Consider the following 17,240-nt stretch of genomic DNA (forward strand, 5'->3'; position numbering starts at 1 on the left):
CGAGATGGCACCTCCGGTTGCGTATCGAGCTACACCTCCTTCGACCTTGCGGCGTCCGTCCTTCATTGGGCCTCGCGCTTTTGAAGCACGCCCCCTCCGCCGTCCTCCACAGCCGCAGGTCGGACGCTCCTTTCCCGAGACCAACCGCAGGCCTCCCATCCGCCCGTCCCCTCCGCGACTCTTCGTGCGGAAGGCTCTGCATGAACAGGGACGAGTTCGGGCGGCGTTGCGAAGCGGCGGGGCAGGTATCTGCCACGTCGCCGCGGTTGTGAATGACACGTCTCGTAAAGGAGCGAGGGAGAGCGAAGTATCGTCTCCGGAAGGCGGACTCTGACTTCGACACGTGGGGAAAGCGCGGTGTACGCAGGTTCGGTGTTGCATCTTCGCCGCGGGATCCATCGATGAGTCTCTCAACTGTATGTATGCTTACAGGAAAACTTCGACATGCGACGCGGGGACACAATGGGCTACTTGTACGAACAGCTGGATCCGGAACGATTTCAGGAGTTCGCACAGGCGCTGCTCCTGTTTCAGTATCCAAACTTGCAGTGTTTCCCGGTCGCTCAGAAGGACGGAGGGCGTGACGCCGTCCGTCCGAAAGTTGCGCCTGACGCCCCGACCGTAGTCTGCCAGGTCAAGTTCAAGCGCCGTGACGAGGAGGACGCGGCCTCCTGGATGATTGAGACTCTTGAAAAAGAGCTTCCCAAGATTCAAAGCCTTATCGCTTCGGGCGCAGACGAGTACGTGATGCTGACAAATGCTCGCGGTAGCGCTCATCCAGAAGTCGGAAAAATTGACAAGGTGCAAAAGTGGCTCACCGACCATGTCACGATACCTGCACAATGTCTTTGGCGCGACGACCTCGACCGTCGGGTAGATGGAGCCGCAAGCTCTCTCAAGCTTCGGTACCCATCCATCCTAACCGGCGACGACACACTTACTCTGATAAAACACATCATGAGCGGGCCTCGGCAGGATGAAATTGCAAGTGCAATGAGAGCATTTGCCGCGGAGCAGTTTCGTATTGATGAAGATGTCAAGTTCAGGCAGGTCGAACTAGCCAACTCGCTGCTCGCATTGTTTGTTGACGTCCCGGCTGATGTAGCGAGTATCATCTGGTCTGGTGGCGGCCGTGACCGCGACAAACCTTTACAGGTTAGACTAAGGAGCATGGCCACCTATACGGGCCTGCCGGGTGGATTGGAAGATGGAACCGACTCAGCGCATGCAATCGTCGTGAGTACCGCGGATCTACTTTTGGATGCAGAGGTGCAAAGGAGCGCGCCGCGGGTCATGCTGCAAGGAGCTCCGGGTCAGGGGAAATCTACGCTGGCGCAGTATGTTTGCCAAGTTCACAGGGCGCGCTACCTGAATCGAACGCAATTTCTCGATGCTCTCTCCGAGCCTCACCGGTCGTCTACGTTCCGCTTTCCGATCAAAGTCGACCTGCGTGACTTGGCGTCTTACCTCGACGGTGCCAGCTATCTCGGACAAGCGCGGACGGAGAACGAAACTCTCAGCTTCGAGCGCTTTGTCGCCTCCGTGATATCGATTCAATCCGGCGGCTTGGAGTTTTCTGCGAACGACTTTGTATTGGTTTGCTCACAGGTGCCAGTCCTGCTCTTTCTTGATGGACTAGACGAAGTCGCGGACCTAAAGCTCCGCGAGAAGCTAATTTCGGCTGTGAACAAGGCGCTCAATCGGCTCCATGAAAATGGCGCAGACGTACAGGTGGTAGTAACCACCAGGCCCTCGTTGTTCGGTAGATCGGCGTCGTTCGGCAAAGACTTTGTTCGAGTAAATCTCGCTCCCATATCTCGCGAGATAATCGAGAAGTACTCGCGGAAGTGGGTCGTTGCTAGGGGCCTTAGCAGCGATCGCGCCATTGAGGTGCAGTCGATCCTAAACCAGAAGCTCGACCTCGGGCACGTTAAAGAGCTCACGAAGAACCCGATGCAGTTGACAATCCTTCTCAGCCTCATACAGTCAATTGGGCATTCTCTGCCCGACGTACGCACGGATCTTTATAGCGAGTATGTAAACTTGTTTATGACGAGAGAGGCGGAGAAAAGCGCAATTGTTCGTACACATCGCAGCCTCCTTTCCGAGATTGTCGAGTACGTCGCCTGGACTCTGCAAGCGGGTGCTGAGGCTGACAGGTCGGCGGGAAGCATCAGTGAAACCGAATTGAAGCACCTGATATCTCGCTACCTTTCTGCGGGCCGTCATGAGCAGGGAATCCTCGACGATTTGTTCGAAAAAGGAATCGAGCGGGTCTGGGTGCTTGTTCAGCGCGTCGAGGGACTCTACGAGTTCGAAGTGCAACCGTTACGAGAATTCTTTGCGGCGAAGTATCTGTACGAGACCGCTCCGCATAGTTCTCGAAGACATCGGGAAGTGCACGGTGATCGATCTCAGCGCTTCGAGGCTATGGCGATAAATCCGTACTGGTCGAACGTCACCCGCTTTTATGCGGGGTTCTATACAAGTGGTGAAATTGGCGCCCTGAGTGAGAGTCTTCGAGAGCTAGTCGCTTCTAAGAACTTGGCTAAAAGCCTCACGGCACGCGCAGTTGGCGCTGCTCTTCTTGCTGATTGGGTATTCAAGACCAAAAAGTACATTCAGGACCAAGTGGTCGAACTAGTTTTCGACCCCATCGGGGTTGAACTTCTTGCGAGCGCGCGCGCCACGGGAGCTGAGGTCGTGAAGCTGGACCGGGAATGCGGGCGAGATACTTTGGCTCGTCTTCTCTTCGAGCGACACGTGCTAGGGCAGAGCCACACCTCCGCTCCCGTCGTGAGCCTTCTTTCGCGAAACGGCGGATGGACGCTCTGGAGGGAGTTTCGTGAATGGGTAGCAGAGTCAACGGGGGCCGAGCGTACCCGACGGTTCAACGTTGCGGCCACGGCTGGCGCACTGGCGCAGCACGAGGACGTTGAGGCGTTGATTCTCGACGACTCACCCGATCGCGCGACTTTGTCTAAGCGCGTGGTGCCGCTCCTCCGCGGATACCAGGACCTTCTCGCTCGATCTGAACAACTTGCTATGCTCGCGTTGCACGTGCTTCTTGAGTCTGGTGGTAAGGCGATTGGATCGGTGTCATCAGACATTGGTTACCTGAACCGGCTGCTCGATGGCGACCCGTTTCAGGTCTTCCTACTCAGCGAAGAGAACTATAAGCCAAGCTATCCGGTTCGCGAGGCGGAACTTGTAAATGTGCGTTCGGTCGTCGAGCTCATTGCTAGTAAGGAGCACAGTTTTCGAACCCGCGACTTCCAGCTTGAGCCAAAACTTTGGATCGAACTTGTTGCTAGCCTGGAAACGGCGCTAGGTGAACAGTGGGCGATCTACCGTCTCGCAGTTGTAAATGCGGGACTATTTAAGCTCGGCACGCAAGTTGAAAGAGATTTAGCGGATCCTTCCATAACTCTGTTTGAGCGCGCCCTCATCGCTCGGCAGTGGCGGGGAAAGTCCAGCTGGTGGCATTCTCGGATAGAGGAGTCGGTAGGCGACGAGCGCCTGTTCTGGCTTGCTTTGGTGCTGGCATGGGCTCCGTCTCGGACACTGAAAGCACTGGTGCCCGTCTTAGGCGAAACGCTTGTCTCACTCTCTGATGACGCCTTCCTTCGACTGACGGAAGCTCTGATAGTGGCAAGGCGTAGTCGAGGAGGAAAGGGTCGAGCGCCAATCGCCCTGGAGGAGGGTACTAGCGCACGGCTTTCGCAAGCCCTGTACTTTGCTCTGGGCGCAGTTCAGCTGCCAATGGTTGTGGGTAGCGCGCTCGACGACATTCGAATTCAAAGAGCCATTGAAAGAGCGGGCAATGTCGATGATTTTGCGAAGTTTCCCGGGTGGGATCGTGTTCGCGGACGCAAGCAGATTCAGGTTTGGGTTGATAAGCTTGCGGCAATAGCTTCTACCGAAGCTGGACTTCGATTGCGCCATGCTGACCGTTCGCCCATCGGGCGTTCCACAACGATCCCCTCGAATGTCGCCCAAATTTTGATCCTGGAGCACAGGGGTACCCTACCTCGCGTCCTCGCAATGCTCGCATATCAGTCGATTCTTGCGGATTACGCTTGCGTTGCCGTTCGAACGGTGGCGGAGAGCGAGGCTTGGACATTTGATTGACGCGTGTGGGTGCGATCGATCGATGACGGCTAGGACGTTCGCGTTACGAACACCCCCTCGGCCTGCTGATCGAGAAGCCACCTCCGGCGGCGTATCGAGATCCACCTCCTTTGACCTTGCGGTGTCCACCCTTCGGTGGGTCTCGTGCCATGGCAGCATGCTTCCTCAGGTCTCCTCCACAGCTGCAGATTAGATGTTTCTGTCCCGAGATTCACTGTCGGTCCGCACCTCTTGCCGTCCGCTCCGCGACTCTTTGAGCGGGAGGTTCTGTATGGACAAGGACGAGTTGGGGCGGCGTGGCGAGGAGATCGCGGCGGCGCATTTGAGGGCGCACGGGTTCGAGATCCTGGATCGCAATTGGCGGGTGCGGGAGGGCGAGTTGGACATCGTGGCGCGTGACGGTGCGGCGTTGGTGGTGGTGGAGGTGAAGACGCGGTCGTCGACGCGGTTCGGGTTGCCGGTGGAGGCGATCACGCGGGCGAAGGCGGCGCGGTTGCGGCGGTTGGCGTATGCGTGGGCGCATGAGCATCATGAGCGGTCGCGGCATCTGCGGATCGATGCGGTGGGGATCATCGCGCCGGAGGGCGTGCCGACGCAGGTGCGTCATCTGCGGGCGGTGGCCTGATGGGCATCGGGAGGACGTCGGCCGTGGGGCTCGTGGGGTTCACTGGTGCGGTGGTCGGGGTGGAGGCGCATTCGGCGGACGGGACGCCGGGGGTGATGGTCATCGGGTTGCCGGATGCGGCGTTGTCGCAGGCGAAGGAGCGGGTGCGGTCGGCGGCGATCAACTCGGGTTCGGTGATCGCGGAGTACAAGATCACGGTGAACCTGTCTCCGGCGGCGATGCCGAAACACGGGTCGGCGTTCGATCTCGCGATCGGTCTCGCAGCGTTGGCGGCGCTGGGGGAAGTGAATGCGGAGTCGGTGGCGTCGGTTGTTCATGTCGGTGAGCTGGGTCTGGATGGCCGGTTGCGGTCGGTGCCGGGGGTGTTGCCGGCGGTGCTCGCGGCGGCGCGGGAGGGACGTCGGCGGGTGATGGTCCCCTCCAACGACCGGCTCGAGGCCGAGCTCGTCGACGGAGTCGAGGTGATCGCGGTCTCTTCGCTCGCCGCGGCCGCGGTCTGGCACGGCGCTGAGTGGGAGGTCCCGGTTCTGCCGGAAGAGACCGCGGCTCCCGCAGCATCGATCGAGTCGGAGGCGCGGCTCGATTTCTCTGATGTCATCGGCAATGAGGAGGCGGCGGAGGCGATGATCGCCGCGGCGGCGGGCGGACACCACGTGTTCCTGCTCGGGCCGCCCGGCGCGGGCAAGACGATGCTCGCGTCGCGCCTGCCGGGGATCCTTCCCGACCTCGACGACGAGGCAGCTCTCGAGGCGACATGCATGCGCTCGCTGACCGGCTCCCGGACCGGCGGTGACCTCGTACGGCGGCCACCCTTCGAGAGCCCGCACCACTCAGCATCCGCGGCGGCGATCGTTGGTGGCGGCAGCGGACGCATCCGGCCAGGCGCCGTCGCGCGCGCCACCCGCGGCATCCTCTTCCTCGACGAGGCTCCGGAGTTCTCGGCCGTGGCGCTGGACGCGCTGCGTCAGCCTCTCGAGTCCGGCGTGATCCGAATTCACCGCGCGAACGCCGTCGCGGAGTTCCCGGCTCGCGTGCAGTTGGTGCTCGCCGCGAATCCGTGCCCGTGCGGTCAGCACGGGATCCCGGGGGAGACGTGCACCTGCGCTCCCGCGCTGCGGCGCCGGTATCTCGCCCGGCTCAGCGGTCCGCTGCTCGACCGGGTCGACATCCGGCTGACGGTCCGGCGGATCGGTGCAGCTCAGCTGGCGGCTCGTCGTGACGAGCCCGGCCTCTCGACCGCGGAGGCGCGCGCACGCGTCGTCGCGGCCCGCGCCCGTGCCGCCGCGCGATGGCGTCGGACACCCTGGTCGACCAACGCCGAGGTCGCGGGCAGCTGGCTCCGCTCGACGGAGTACCGCCCGACCGCGAGCGAGTCGCGGGTGCTCGACCGCGCGCTCGAGAGAGGTCTCGTGACGATGCGCGGCTACGACCGCGTGCTCCGCCTCGGGTGGACTCTCGCCGACCTAGACAGTGTCGACCGGCCGGCGGCGGCGCATCTTGGCCGAGCCCTGGTACTGCGGGGAGGAGCGGCATGATGCGCACCGCGGAGCTGTTCGACCGCACGGAGATCCGTGCGGTCTGTCCCCTGCTCGCGGACGGCCCCGAGGCGGATCCCGTCGAGGTGCTCGCTCGCGCCGCCTGGAGCTCGCTCACCGAACCGGGTGACGCGGTCGCGGCGACCGTGATCGACGGTGTCGGCGCAGCCACGGCGCTCGCCCACGTCATTACCACTTCGACCCCGGCAGACATCCTTGCCTCGATCGAGGAGCCACCGCTCGAGCTGGCCGCCCTCGCGGCGGGACTCGAACGGTGGCGCCCACGGGCGGATCGCGCGCTGCTTCGACGTCGACTGGAGATCGCCCACCGTCTCGATGCGCACCTGCTGGTGCCGGGCTCGAACGGTTGGCCCGAGTCTCTGGACGACCTCGGTCCGCACGCGCCGCTCCTCCTCTGGGTGCGGGGCGACGCCTCCGCCCTCGCGACGCCCCGCCGGCTCGCGCTCGTCGGTGCGAGGGCGGCCACCGGGTACGGCGAGCACGTAGCCGCCGAACTCGCCGCGGGAAGCGCCGACCGAGGAGTTCTCGTCGTCTCGGGCGGCGCCTTCGGGATCGACGCTGTCGCCCACAGGGCGGCGCTCGGCACCGGTGGCCGCACGGTCGCATTTCTTGCGGGAGGCGCTGACCGCCTCTATCCGACGGCGCACTCCGACCTGCTCCACCGAATCATCGCGACGCCCGGTAGCGCGGTCGTGACGGAGGTGCCTCCCGGCACGACGCCTACTCGGTGGCGCTTCCTGCAGAGGAACAGGCTCATCGCTGCATCGGCGGCGGCCACAGTCGTCGTTGAGGCAGGCGCCCGCTCCGGTTCGTTGAACACCGCGGGGCATGCTGCCGCACTCGGGCGCCCGCTGGGGACGGTTCCTGGGCCGGTGACGAGTGCTTCCTCCGCGGGCTGCCACCGTCTCCTCCGCGAGTACGCGGCGACGTGCGTCACGTCGGCGGCCGACGTCCTCGAACTCCTCGGAGTGGGCGAGCAGACATCGGAGGGGTCCGAGCCCTCTGGGCCCGCCACCCGGATCATGGACGCCCTGCGGGGGAGAGGCGCACACGACACCGACTTCATCGCGCGCGCGGCAGGGTGCTCGGTGGCCGACGCTCTGGCGATGCTCGGAGCGCTCCTCGCCGACGGCTTCGTCGAGCGCGGAGAGGACGGAGGGTGGCGAACGGCACCGCGGTGATCGGGGCGCGTAGAGCGCCCGCTGGCCGGGTCGTTCGTTCAGGTGGTCTGAGTAGACGTCTCGCGCTACCGATTGTTCGCCCGACCGGTACCGCGGCATCGGTCACTCGCTTAGGCAGAGCGCACCTCAGATAGCGCCGGGCGCTGGAGCGACACGTCGACCGGGTCGGTCGCTCTCCCGCGCCGTCCGCCCCGCGGGTGGTGTCGGTCGTCCGCCCTACGCTGAAGACGCATCGGCGAAGGGGAGTGGCAATGAGCGACGAGACAGCACTGGCGGCGAGGCCGCAGCTCGGACACTTTCGGGCGGCCGACCGTGTGATCGCGCACCTCAGTGACACGCACTTCCTCGCGGAAGGCGCTCCGCTCTATGGGCGGGTCGACACCGTGGTCCGGCTCGCGCAGGCCGTGGAGCGGCTCGTGGAGCGCGGGGGAGCGCTCGATGCCATCGTCGTCACCGGAGACGTCGCCGATCGGGGCGAGGAGGACGCGTACCGCCGGGTCCGTGCAGCGCTCGACCCGCTCGGGGAGCGATTCGGGTGCCCGATCGTCTGGGTGATGGGAAACCACGACGAGCGCCGTGCCTTCCGCAGCATCCTCTTCGACGAGACGGGCGACGCCGATACCCCGATCGACCAGGTCGTCGACCTCGGCGGGCTCCGCCTCGTCGCCCTCGACAGCGCCGTCCCCGGCTTCCACCACGGCGCGCTCACCGACGTCCAGCTCGACACCCTTGCGGACATGCTCTCGACCCCGGCGCCGCTCGGCACGGTCCTCGCCCTGCACCACCCGCCGCTGCCGACTCCGCTCGGCGCGATGACGGTGCTCGAACTGCGCGGCATGGACCGGCTCGAAGAAATCGTCCGGGGGACCGACGTCCGCGCGATCCTCGGCGGGCATCTCCACTACCCGACGGCCGCGACCTTCGCCGGGGTCCCCGTCTTCGTCGCCGGTGCGACCAGCTACACGATGGATCTCAGTGCTCCCGAGCGGGAGCTCCGTGGGATCGACGGCGCGCAGAGCTTCTCGCTCGTGCACGTCCACCCCGAGACCGTCGTGTCCTCACTGGTCCCTACTGCGACGGCCCCGATCGCCACCCGCTTCGGCACCGACCTGATCGAGAAGCTCGAGAGCCTCGACGAGCGGGGCCGCATCGACCTCTGGTCGCGGATGCCCTATGCCTGACGACTCGCTCGCCGGCGCGGTCGACGACTTCCTCCGCTACGTGCTCGACGAGCGCTCGCTCTCACCCGCGACCGCGAAGGGCTACCGCGGCGACCTCGCGAAGCTGGTCGAGTTCGCCAAGACCAAGAACACCGACCGCATGCACCAGCTCGACCTCGAGCTGCTGCGCGACTGGCTCTGGCACGAGTCGCGGACCGGAGTCGCACGAGCGACCCTCGCGCGGCGGACGGCCGCGGTGCGCTCCTTCTCGTCCTGGGCCCACCGCTCCGAACGGCTCGCCACCGACGTCGCGGCGCGGCTGCGCACCCCGAAGGCCGGGCGATCCCTTCCCCGGGTGCTCACGCAGCCGCAGACCGAGCACGTCATCGACATCGTCTCGGCGCAGGGGGTGACCGAGGATCCCGTCGCGATCCGCGACCTCGCGATCATCGAGCTGCTCTATGCCTCCGGGATCCGCGTCTCGGAGCTGGTCGCCATCGACACGAGCGACCTCGACCTCTCCCGGCTCACCGTCCTCGTCACCGGCAAGGGCTCGAAGCAGCGCGTCGTCCCGTTCGGCGTCCCCGCCAAGGAAGCGCTCGTCGCATACCTCGAGAAGGCCCGCCCGGCGCTGATCGCTGAGCGTACCGACGCCCTCCTCCTCGGCCGCCGAGGCGCCCGCCTCACCCCGCGCACCGTCTACGGAGTCGTCGCGCGCCTGCTCGACGGTGGCCAGGGCTCCGGCCCCTCCGGCCCGCACACCCTCCGGCACACTGCCGCCACGCACCTCCTCGACGGCGGGGCCGACCTCCGGGCGGTCCAGGAGATGCTCGGCCACGCGAGCCTCGGCACCACGCAGATCTACACGCACGTCTCGACCGAGCGCATCCGCGAGGCCTACCGGCTCGCGCACCCGCGGGCCTGACTCCGAACCGCTCGATCCGCGGATCCGTGCCGCCGACGGAGCGTCGACCACGGAGTCCGACACGGTATCGGCCGAATCGCGGATCCGCGTGGGCGCCGGTCCGTTCAGCGCGAGATCGTCCATCGGCAGAAGCACCGCCCGGGGGATCCCGCCGAAGAACCGCATCGGCGAGACGTAGTCGCCACCCTCGCGGACGCCGAGGTGCACGCACCTCCCGTCGCAGTGGCCGCTCGCACCCACTGCTCCGACGGGCTGGCCCGCGGTGAGGACCTGCCCCGCCGTCACCGATCCGTCGACCGGCTCGACCGTCGAGACCAGACCGTCCGCGTGCACGATGCTCACCACGGACCGGTCGACCACCCTGCCCGAGAACGACACGGTGCCCGCCGCGACGGCGACCACGGGCTGCCCGGCCGCTGCCGCGAGGTCGATCCCGCGGTGCCCGGGGGCGTAGCGGTGGGCCGGCGCGCCCCACGGCTCCACGACGGAGAAGCCCGCGACGGGGGAGGTCCACCGCGGGTCGGACCGGCCGGGGGACGAGGTGCCGGAGGGCGAGGCGCCGAGAGGCGCCCCGACGAGCAGAGCGGCGAGGGCGAACACGCCCGGGCGCAGGAGTCGGGATCGGAGCATGCGGCCACCCTCCTGGAGCCGGTCCGGGACCGGTGGTCGGCCGAGCGGATCAGGGGAGGAGAGCGCGACGGGCCCGGCTGTGGAGGGAGGACATCGGCCGGGGGAGAGCGCAACCCGTCCCGGCGGTGCCGCGGCGAGGAGTAACGTGCCGGTGATCCGGCTCGGGAGCGGCACCCCGCCCCCACCGGCGGCGAGAATCGGAGACGACCATGACCAGCGGACGATCTGACACGACCAGCGGGAGAGCGGACATCCCGAACCCCTCGGCGGCGAAGCTGAAGAGGAAGGTGATCGGCCTTGCGATCGCGGCGGCGGTCGGCGGCTTCCTCTTCGGCTTCGACTCGTCGGTGGTGAACGGTGCCGTGGAGGCGGTGCAGGGCGAGTTCCAGCTCTCGGCCGCGCTGATCGGCTTCGCCGTCGCCTCCGCGCTGCTCGGCTGCGCACTCGGCGCGTACCTCGCGGGCCGCCTCGCCGACCGCTGGGGCCGCATCAAGGTCATGCTGCTCGGCGCCGGGCTCTTCTTCATCTCCTCCATCGGCGCCGGCGCGGCGTTCGCGGTCTGGGACCTCGTGCTCTGGCGCGTGGTCGGCGGCCTCGGCATCGGCATCGCCTCCGTGATCGCTCCGACCTACATCTCGGAGATCGCGCCCAAGGCCATCCGCGGAGCCCTCGCGTCGCTGCAGCAGCTGGCGATCACGCTCGGCATCTTCGCCGCCCTGCTCTCGGACACCCTCATCGCGAACGGCGCGGACGGCGCCTCCGAGCCCTTCTGGTTCGGCGTCGCCGCCTGGCGCTGGATGTTCATCGCCTGCGCTGTGCCGGCCGTCATCTACGGCCTCCTGGCCCTGACCCTGCCGGAGTCGCCCCGCTACCTCGCGACCCGCGGCCGCTCCGAGGACGCCCGCGCGGTGCTCGCGACGGTCACGCCGCGCGACGAGGTCGACGAGGCGCTCGCGGACATCCAGAAGAAGATCGACGAGGACTCCGAGAACGCGAAGCGCTCCAGCCTCCGCGGTCCCGCCCTCGGCCTGCTCCCCGTGGTCTGGGTCGGCATCCTGCTGTCGGTGTTCCAGCAGTTCGTGGGCATCAACGTGATCTTCTACTACTCCACCTCGCTCTGGAGCGCGGTCGGATTCGACGAGTCCAACTCCTTCGCGATCTCGGTCTTCACCTCGGTCGTGAACGTCGTCGTCACCTTCGTGGCGATCTTCCTGGTCGACAAGGTCGGCCGGAAGCCGCTGCTGCTGGTCGGCTCGGCCGGCATGGCCGTCTCGCTCGCGCTGATGGCCATCGCCTTCAGCCAGTCGACGATCAGCGGAGAGGACGTCTCGCTGCCCGGCGCGTGGGGGCCGGTCGCCCTCGTCTCGGCGAACGCGTTCGTCGTCTTCTTCGGTGCGACCTGGGGCCCGCTGGTGTGGGTCCTCCTCGGCGAGATCTTCCCGAACCGGATCCGGGCGGCCGCCCTCGGCCTGGCGGCCTCGGCCCAGTGGATCGCGAACTTCGCCATCACGGTGACCTTCCCGATCCTCTCGCAGGACGTGTCGCTCACCCTGGCCTACGGCCTCTACGCCGCCTTCGCGGCGATCTCGTTCGTCTTCGTCTTCATGTTCGTGCCCGAGACCAAGGGCCGCTCGCTGGAGGAGATGGACACCCTGCACATCCGCACCGTGATGAAGTCGGCGCGCAAGTAGCACCGGCCTCCCGCGCCCCGACGGCCGCCCTCCCGCAGCAGCGGGGGAGGCGGCCGTCCTGGTGCTAGACTCCACGGAGCACCTCGCTCGTCGGGGTGACTACGCGCGCCCATTCGGCCTCCGCTCCCCACGGTCCCTCTCCGCTCACGCGGCCGGGGCGGGAGTGCGCCGGGCGCCAGGGCGACGTGCCGACCGGCCGTCGCAGACAACCGAACGGGAGTTCGGCGCCGTCGTGCGCCCGGGCCCCGAGACAAGGAGAACGACTCATGGCAGTCGTCACCATGCGCCAGCTGCTCGACAGCGGCGTCCACTTCGGGCACCAGACCCGTCGCTGGAACCCGAAGATGAAGCGCTTCATCCTGACCGAGCGCTCGGGCAGCTACATCATCGACCTCCAGCAGTCGCTGGCCTACATCGACAAGACCTACGACTTCGTCAAGGAGACGGTCGCCCACGGCGGCACCATCCTCTTCGTCGGCACCAAGAAGCAGGCGCAGAACGCGATCTCGGAGCAGGCGACCCGCGTCGGCCAGCCCTACGTGAACCAGCGCTGGCTCGGCGGCCTCCTGACCAACTTCCAGACGGTCTCGAAGCGCCTCGCCCGCATGAAGGAGCTGGAGGAGCTCGACTTCGACGACACGTCGAAGAGCGGCTTCACCAAGAAGGAGCTCCTCATCAAGAAGCGCGAGCTCGACAAGCTGCACAAGTCGCTCGGCGGCATCCGCAACCTCTCGAAGACGCCGTCGGCCCTCTGGGTCGTCGACACCAAGAAGGAGCACCTCGCGATCGACGAGGCCAAGAAGCTGGGCATCCCGGTCATCGGCATCCTCGACACGAACTGCGACCCGGACGAGGTCCAGTACCCGATCCCGGGCAACGACGACGCGATCCGCTCGGTGAGCCTGCTCACCCGCATCGTCGCCGACGCCGCGGCCGAGGGCCTCATCCAGCGCCACCAGAAGCCCGAGGCCGAGGGCAACGTCTCCGCCGTCGAGCCGCTGGCCGAGTGGGAGCAGGAGCTGCTCTCCACCGGTGCGCCCGCCGCCGACGTGCAGGAGCCGAACGAGCAGGCCGGCGCGGAGACCGAGAAGGTCGCCGACGCCGAGGCCGAGACCGCCGACGAGGCCGTCGTCGAGGCCGAGACCCCCGCCGCGGAGGAGGCCCCCGAGGCCGACGCCGCCGCGACCTCGACCGACGAGACCGCCACCGCCTGACACCCCGTTCCGTGACGGGGGTCGGACGCCGCACCCGCGGTCGTCCGGCCCCCGCTCGGTCGGTGCACGTTCACCACGAGTAAGAACCGCCGTCACCTCGGCGTGCTGGGCTCCTCCCGTGAGCCCGCCGCGAGTGACGGCGCCACAGGGTTTCCGAACCAAGAGGAGTTCCGAGAACATGGCAAATTTCAGCCTCGCTGACGTCAAGACGCTGCGCGAGCAGCTCGGTACCGGCATGGTCGACACGAAGAACGCGCTGGTCGAGGCCGACGGCGACCTGGACAAGGCGGTCGAGATCCTCCGCCTCAAGGGCGCCAAGGGCAACGCGAAGCGCGCCGACCGCTCGACGAGCGAGGGCCTCGTCGCCGCCGCCGAGAAGGACGGCGTCGCCACGATGATCGAGCTCGCCTGCGAGACCGACTTCGTCGCCAAGGGCACGAAGTTCATCGCCCTCGCCGACGCCGTGCTCGCCGCGGTGGTCGCCGCCGGCTCCACCACGGTCGAGGAGGCCCTCGCGGCCCCCGCCGACGGCAAGACCGTCGCCGACCTCATCAACGACGAGGCCGCGATCCTCGGCGAGAAGGTGGAGCTGCGCCGCGTGGCCTCCGTCTCGGGCGAGCACTTCGCGATCTACCTCCACAAGACGAACAAGGACCTGCCCCCGCAGGTCGGCGTGGTCGTCGGCTACGCGGGTGAGGACGCCGAGACCGCGCGCTCCGTCGCCCAGCACATCTCGTTCGCGAACCCGTCCTACCTCTCGCGCGAGGACGTGCCGCAGTCCGAGGTCGACAACGAGCGCCGCATCGTCGAGGAGATCTCGCGCGGCGAGGGCAAGCCCGAGGCCGCCCTGCCGAAGATCATCGAGGGACGCGTGAACGCGTACTTCAAGCAGGTCGCCCTGCTCGACCAGGACTACGCGAAGGACAACAAGCTGTCCGTCAGAAAGGTCCTTAGCGACGCGGGCCTGACCGTGTCGGGCTTCGCCCGTTTCAAGGTCGGCGCCTAACAGCACTGCAGGAGGGAGTCCGGGTCGTTCAGTCGACCCGGGCTCCCTTCGCTCTGCCCGGGGCGGTCCCGGGCGTGGTCGCGGGGCCCGCTCCGCGCGGGATAGGTTTGTACGGGTCTACGGGAGGAAACGTCCATGACGGAGACGGATGCGATGACGACGGGCAAGCGCCGCAGGGTGCTTCTGAAGCTGTCGGGGGAGGCGTTCGGAGCCGGCACGCTCGGCGTGAACCCTGACGTGATCAGCGCCCTGGCGCGCGAGATCGCCGATGCCGCGACCGAGGTGGAGATCTCGGTGGTCGTCGGCGGCGGCAACTTCTTCCGCGGAGCCGAGCTCTCGCAGCGCGGCATGGACCGCGGCCGGGCCGACTACATGGGCATGCTGGGCACGGTGATGAACGCCCTCGCCCTCCAGGACTTCCTCGAGCAGGCGGGCGCCGAGACGCGCGTGCAGTCAGCGATCGCGATGACGCAGGTCGCGGAGCCCTACATCCCCCGCCGGGCGATCCGGCACATGGAGAAGGGCCGCGTCGTCATCTTCGGCGCCGGCGCCGGACTCCCGTACTTCTCGACCGACACGGTCGCCGCGCAGCGCGCGCTCGAGACGCACGCCGACGTGGTCCTCGTCGCCAAGAACGGCGTGGACGGCGTGTACGACGCCGACCCGCGGACGAACCCCGACGCGAAGAAGCTCGACGCGCTGACCTACCAGGAGGCGCTCCAGCGGGGCCTCAAGGTGGTCGACTCCACCGCGTTCAGCCTCTGCATGGACAACGGCATGCCGATGCAGGTCTTCGGCATGGAGCCCTCGGGCAACGTCGCGAAGGCCATCCGCGGCGCCGAGCTCGGCACGCTCGTCTCGAACTAGACTGACCACTTCCCTCTCTTAAGGAGCTCCCTGTGATCTCGGATGTACTGGCCGACGCGAAGACCAAGATGGGCAAGGCCGTCGAGGTCGCCAAGGAGGACTTCTCCACGGTCCGCACCGGACGCGCGAACCCCGGCATGTTCCAGAAGGTGCTGGTGAGCTACTACGGCACCCCGACGCCGCTGTCGCAGCTCGCCTCGATGCAGAACCAGGAGGCCCGCACGCTCGTCCTGACGCCCTACGACAAGGGCTCGCTCCGCGACATCGAGCAGGCCATCCGGGACATGCCGAGCCTCGGCGCGAACCCGACCAACGACGGCACGATCATCCGGGTGACCCTGCCGGAGCTCACCGCCGAGCGCCGCAAGGAGTTCGTCAAGATCGTCCGCACCAAGGCCGAGGACGCCAAGATCGCGGTGCGCAACATCCGCCGCAAGGGCAAGGACGACCTCGACGCGCTGAAGGGCGACATCGGCGACGACGAGCTCTCCCGCGGCGAGAAGGAGCTCGAGGCGCTCACGAAGCAGCACGTCGACGCGATCGACGAGGCGCTCAAGCGCAAGGAATCCGAACTGCTCGAGGTGTAGCGGTGCCCGAGATCCCCGAAGGACCCGAGGGCGGCGAGAAGAGACCGTCTCCGCACGTCCCGGGTGCCCGGGGATCCCGGATGGTCACCCGCGACGCGCTGCGTGCGCGCGCCCAGCAGGGCCGGGCCGACGTCGAGCGCCAGCTCGAGGCGACCCGCGCCCAGCTCGAGGCGACGAACGACCGCCTGACCGCGCGCTCCGGCCGGAACCTCGTGTCGGCGACCGCGATCGGACTCCTCGGCGGCGGCGCGATGGTCGTCAGCCTCCTCCTGGTCAAGGAGCTCTTCATGGTGCTCGCGGGGGTGGTGGTGCTGCTCGCGGCGCTGGAGCTCTCGAACGCTCTGCGCCACGCCGGTCGGGACATCCCGCGCATCCCGACCGGGATCGTGGCGGTCGTCGCCGTGCCGGCCGCCTACTACGGCGGCCTCGGCGCCGCGTGGGCCACGGTCCTCGGCGGATCCGTCCTCGTCGGCCTCTGGCGGCTGGGGGAGCAGCTCTTCCGGCGCACCGCCTCCAGCCGGAGGGACCTCGCCCTCGACATCGGCCTCGGCGCGTTCGTCCAGGGCTACACGACCTTCCTCGGCGCCTTCGCGATCCGTCTCGTCGCCGAGCCCGGCGGCCAGCTCTGGGCGTTCGCGTTCCTGGTGCTCGTGATCGTCGTCGACACCGGCGCCTACGTGAGCGGACTCACCTGGGGCAAGCACCCGATGGCACCGCGGATCAGCCCGAAGAAGACCTGGGAGGGGTTCGCCGGTGCTGCCGTCGCGGGAATCGGCGTCGGCGTCCTGCTCGCCCTGCTGATGCTCGGCCAGCCCTGGTGGGTCGGCGCGGTGTTCGGGGCGGTGGTGCTGCTCACCGCGACGCTCGGCGACCTCGCCGAGTCGCTGATCAAGCGCGACATCGGCATCAAGGACATGAGCTCGTGGCTGCCCGGCCACGGAGGAGTCCTCGACCGGCTGGACTCGATCCTGCCGTCGGCCGCAGCAGCCTACGTGCTGTACTTCCTCTTCGCCCACTGAGCGCACGCCTCACCGGGGCGTGCCGATTCCGCTCCCGGCGCGCGGCTTGGCATGATGTCGGGATGACCGCTCCCTTCCCCCGAGCCCGCGAGTCCCGTCCCGGCTACGACACGGCCGAGGTCGACTCCTTCCTCGCGTCGGCGCGCGAGGCCTACTCGCAGCTCTCCGGGGGACCGGCGGACCTCCGCGCCGCCGACCTGCGCCACACCGCGTTCACCCTGCGCAAGGGCGGCTACTCCGCGCCCCACGTCGATGCGGCGCTCGAGCGCCTCGAGGACGCCTTCGCCCTGCGGGAGCGCCAGTACGCGATCGCGGCCCGGGGCGAGGAGGCGTGGCTCGCGGACGCGCGGTCGACCGCCCAGGAGATCGTGAACCGGCTGGCCCGCGCTCCCCGCGAGCGGTTCACCCGGGCCGGCGCTCTCACGACGGGCTACAACATCCGCCAGGTCGACGCCTTCGCCGACCGGATCTCCGGGTACTTCCGCGACGGATCGGTGCTGACCGTGGACGACGTGCGGACCGTCTCCTTCGCCCCGCAGCGCGGCGGGTACGCCGAGGCGCAGGTCGACCTGCTGCTCGACACGGTCGTCGATGTGATGCTGGCGGTCCGCTGACCGGAGCCGGATCTGCTGGCCGATCAGGTCATCG

General features: G+C 67.5%; 13 protein-coding genes and 1 pseudogene. 13 read left to right on the top strand and 1 reads right to left on the bottom strand.

Annotation, left to right across the window (positions count from 1 at the left end; translation table 11 throughout):
* Positions 1 to 471: 471 nt before the first annotated feature.
* The 6 genes from C5C33_RS05090 (at position 472) to C5C33_RS05115 (ending at position 9,578) form a co-directional block, all read left to right on the top strand.
* Complete coding sequence (locus tag C5C33_RS05090; protein ID WP_181136192.1) at positions 472 to 4,131, top strand: NACHT domain-containing NTPase; 3,660 nt, start codon at positions 472 to 474, stop codon at positions 4,129 to 4,131.
* Positions 4,132 to 4,402: 271 nt separating this feature from the next.
* Positions 4,403 to 4,756 carry a YraN family protein gene (locus C5C33_RS05095; protein WP_104260582.1) on the top strand — a complete coding sequence of 118 codons (354 nt, stop codon included), beginning with the start codon at positions 4,403 to 4,405 and terminating at the stop codon, positions 4,754 to 4,756.
* Positions 4,756 to 6,291 (top strand): YifB family Mg chelatase-like AAA ATPase, encoded by a 1,536-nt coding sequence (locus tag C5C33_RS05100; RefSeq protein ID WP_104260583.1) that lies wholly within the window; start codon positions 4,756 to 4,758, stop codon positions 6,289 to 6,291. The genes C5C33_RS05095 and C5C33_RS05100 overlap by 1 nt, the downstream gene beginning before the upstream one ends.
* The gene (gene dprA, locus C5C33_RS05105; RefSeq protein ID WP_258069182.1) at positions 6,288 to 7,493 is read left to right on the top strand and encodes a DNA-processing protein DprA; all 1,206 of its coding nucleotides are present in this window, start codon (positions 6,288 to 6,290) and stop codon (positions 7,491 to 7,493) included. The genes C5C33_RS05100 and dprA overlap by 4 nt, the downstream gene beginning before the upstream one ends.
* Before the next feature lie 251 nt (positions 7,494 to 7,744).
* Positions 7,745 to 8,674, top strand: a complete 930-nt coding sequence (locus tag C5C33_RS05110; RefSeq protein WP_104260584.1) for a phosphodiesterase — start codon at positions 7,745 to 7,747, stop codon at positions 8,672 to 8,674.
* The gene (locus C5C33_RS05115; RefSeq protein WP_104260585.1) at positions 8,667 to 9,578 is read left to right on the top strand and encodes a tyrosine recombinase XerC; all 912 of its coding nucleotides are present in this window, start codon (positions 8,667 to 8,669) and stop codon (positions 9,576 to 9,578) included. The genes C5C33_RS05110 and C5C33_RS05115 overlap by 8 nt, the downstream gene beginning before the upstream one ends.
* 177 nt (positions 9,579 to 9,755) lie before the next feature.
* On the opposite strand, the pseudogene C5C33_RS19210 reads toward C5C33_RS05115, so the two are convergent.
* A pseudogene (locus tag C5C33_RS19210) lies at positions 9,756 to 10,208 on the bottom strand (murein hydrolase activator EnvC family protein); the annotation flags it as partial.
* Between the two features lie 209 nt (positions 10,209 to 10,417).
* On the opposite strand from C5C33_RS19210, the gene C5C33_RS05125 reads away from it, so the two are divergent.
* From C5C33_RS05125 to C5C33_RS05155, 7 genes are all read left to right on the top strand, one after another.
* On the top strand, positions 10,418 to 11,899 hold the full coding sequence (locus C5C33_RS05125; protein WP_104260586.1) for a sugar porter family MFS transporter: 1,482 nt from the start codon (positions 10,418 to 10,420) through the stop codon (positions 11,897 to 11,899).
* 266 nt (positions 11,900 to 12,165) lie between these two features.
* Positions 12,166 to 13,113, top strand: coding sequence for a 30S ribosomal protein S2 (rpsB, locus tag C5C33_RS05130; protein ID WP_104223896.1), 948 nt, complete (start codon positions 12,166 to 12,168; stop codon positions 13,111 to 13,113).
* Between the two features lie 178 nt (positions 13,114 to 13,291).
* Positions 13,292 to 14,119, top strand: a complete 828-nt coding sequence (tsf, locus tag C5C33_RS05135) for a translation elongation factor Ts (protein ID WP_104260587.1) — start codon at positions 13,292 to 13,294, stop codon at positions 14,117 to 14,119.
* Between the two features lie 153 nt (positions 14,120 to 14,272).
* A complete protein-coding gene (pyrH, locus tag C5C33_RS05140; RefSeq protein ID WP_374952923.1) occupies positions 14,273 to 14,986 on the top strand; it encodes a UMP kinase in 714 nt (237 codons plus the stop codon).
* Positions 14,987 to 15,018: 32 nt separating this feature from the next.
* Entirely contained in the window at positions 15,019 to 15,573 is a 555-nt protein-coding gene (gene frr, locus C5C33_RS05145) for a ribosome recycling factor (protein WP_104260588.1), read from the top strand.
* 80 nt (positions 15,574 to 15,653) lie between these two features.
* A complete protein-coding gene (locus tag C5C33_RS05150; protein ID WP_104257363.1) occupies positions 15,654 to 16,592 on the top strand; it encodes a phosphatidate cytidylyltransferase in 939 nt (312 codons plus the stop codon).
* 62 nt (positions 16,593 to 16,654) lie between these two features.
* Entirely contained in the window at positions 16,655 to 17,206 is a 552-nt protein-coding gene (locus C5C33_RS05155) for a DivIVA domain-containing protein (protein WP_104226865.1), read from the top strand.
* The last annotated feature ends 34 nt before the right edge of the window (positions 17,207 to 17,240 follow it).

It is taken from the genome of Rathayibacter sp. AY1H3 (assembly GCF_002932015.1).

Bases quoted from the DNA above. Each gene is read 5' to 3' on its own strand.
- C5C33_RS05125 (WP_104260586.1), top strand. From the start codon at position 10,418: ATGACCAGCGGACGATCTGACACGACCAGCGGGAGAGCGGACATCCCG.
- C5C33_RS05155 (WP_104226865.1), top strand. From the start codon at position 16,655: ATGACCGCTCCCTTCCCCCGAGCCCGCGAGTCCCGTCCCGGCTACGAC.
- C5C33_RS05110 (WP_104260584.1), top strand. From the start codon at position 7,745: ATGAGCGACGAGACAGCACTGGCGGCGAGGCCGCAGCTCGGACACTTT.
- rpsB (WP_104223896.1), top strand. From the start codon at position 12,166: ATGGCAGTCGTCACCATGCGCCAGCTGCTCGACAGCGGCGTCCACTTC.
- dprA (WP_258069182.1), top strand. From the start codon at position 6,288: ATGATGCGCACCGCGGAGCTGTTCGACCGCACGGAGATCCGTGCGGTC.
- C5C33_RS05150 (WP_104257363.1), top strand. From the start codon at position 15,654: ATGGTCACCCGCGACGCGCTGCGTGCGCGCGCCCAGCAGGGCCGGGCC.
- C5C33_RS05095 (WP_104260582.1), top strand. From the start codon at position 4,403: ATGGACAAGGACGAGTTGGGGCGGCGTGGCGAGGAGATCGCGGCGGCG.
- C5C33_RS05115 (WP_104260585.1), top strand. From the start codon at position 8,667: ATGCCTGACGACTCGCTCGCCGGCGCGGTCGACGACTTCCTCCGCTAC.
- pyrH (WP_374952923.1), top strand. From the start codon at position 14,273: ATGACGACGGGCAAGCGCCGCAGGGTGCTTCTGAAGCTGTCGGGGGAG.
- tsf (WP_104260587.1), top strand. From the start codon at position 13,292: ATGGCAAATTTCAGCCTCGCTGACGTCAAGACGCTGCGCGAGCAGCTC.
- C5C33_RS05100 (WP_104260583.1), top strand. From the start codon at position 4,756: ATGGGCATCGGGAGGACGTCGGCCGTGGGGCTCGTGGGGTTCACTGGT.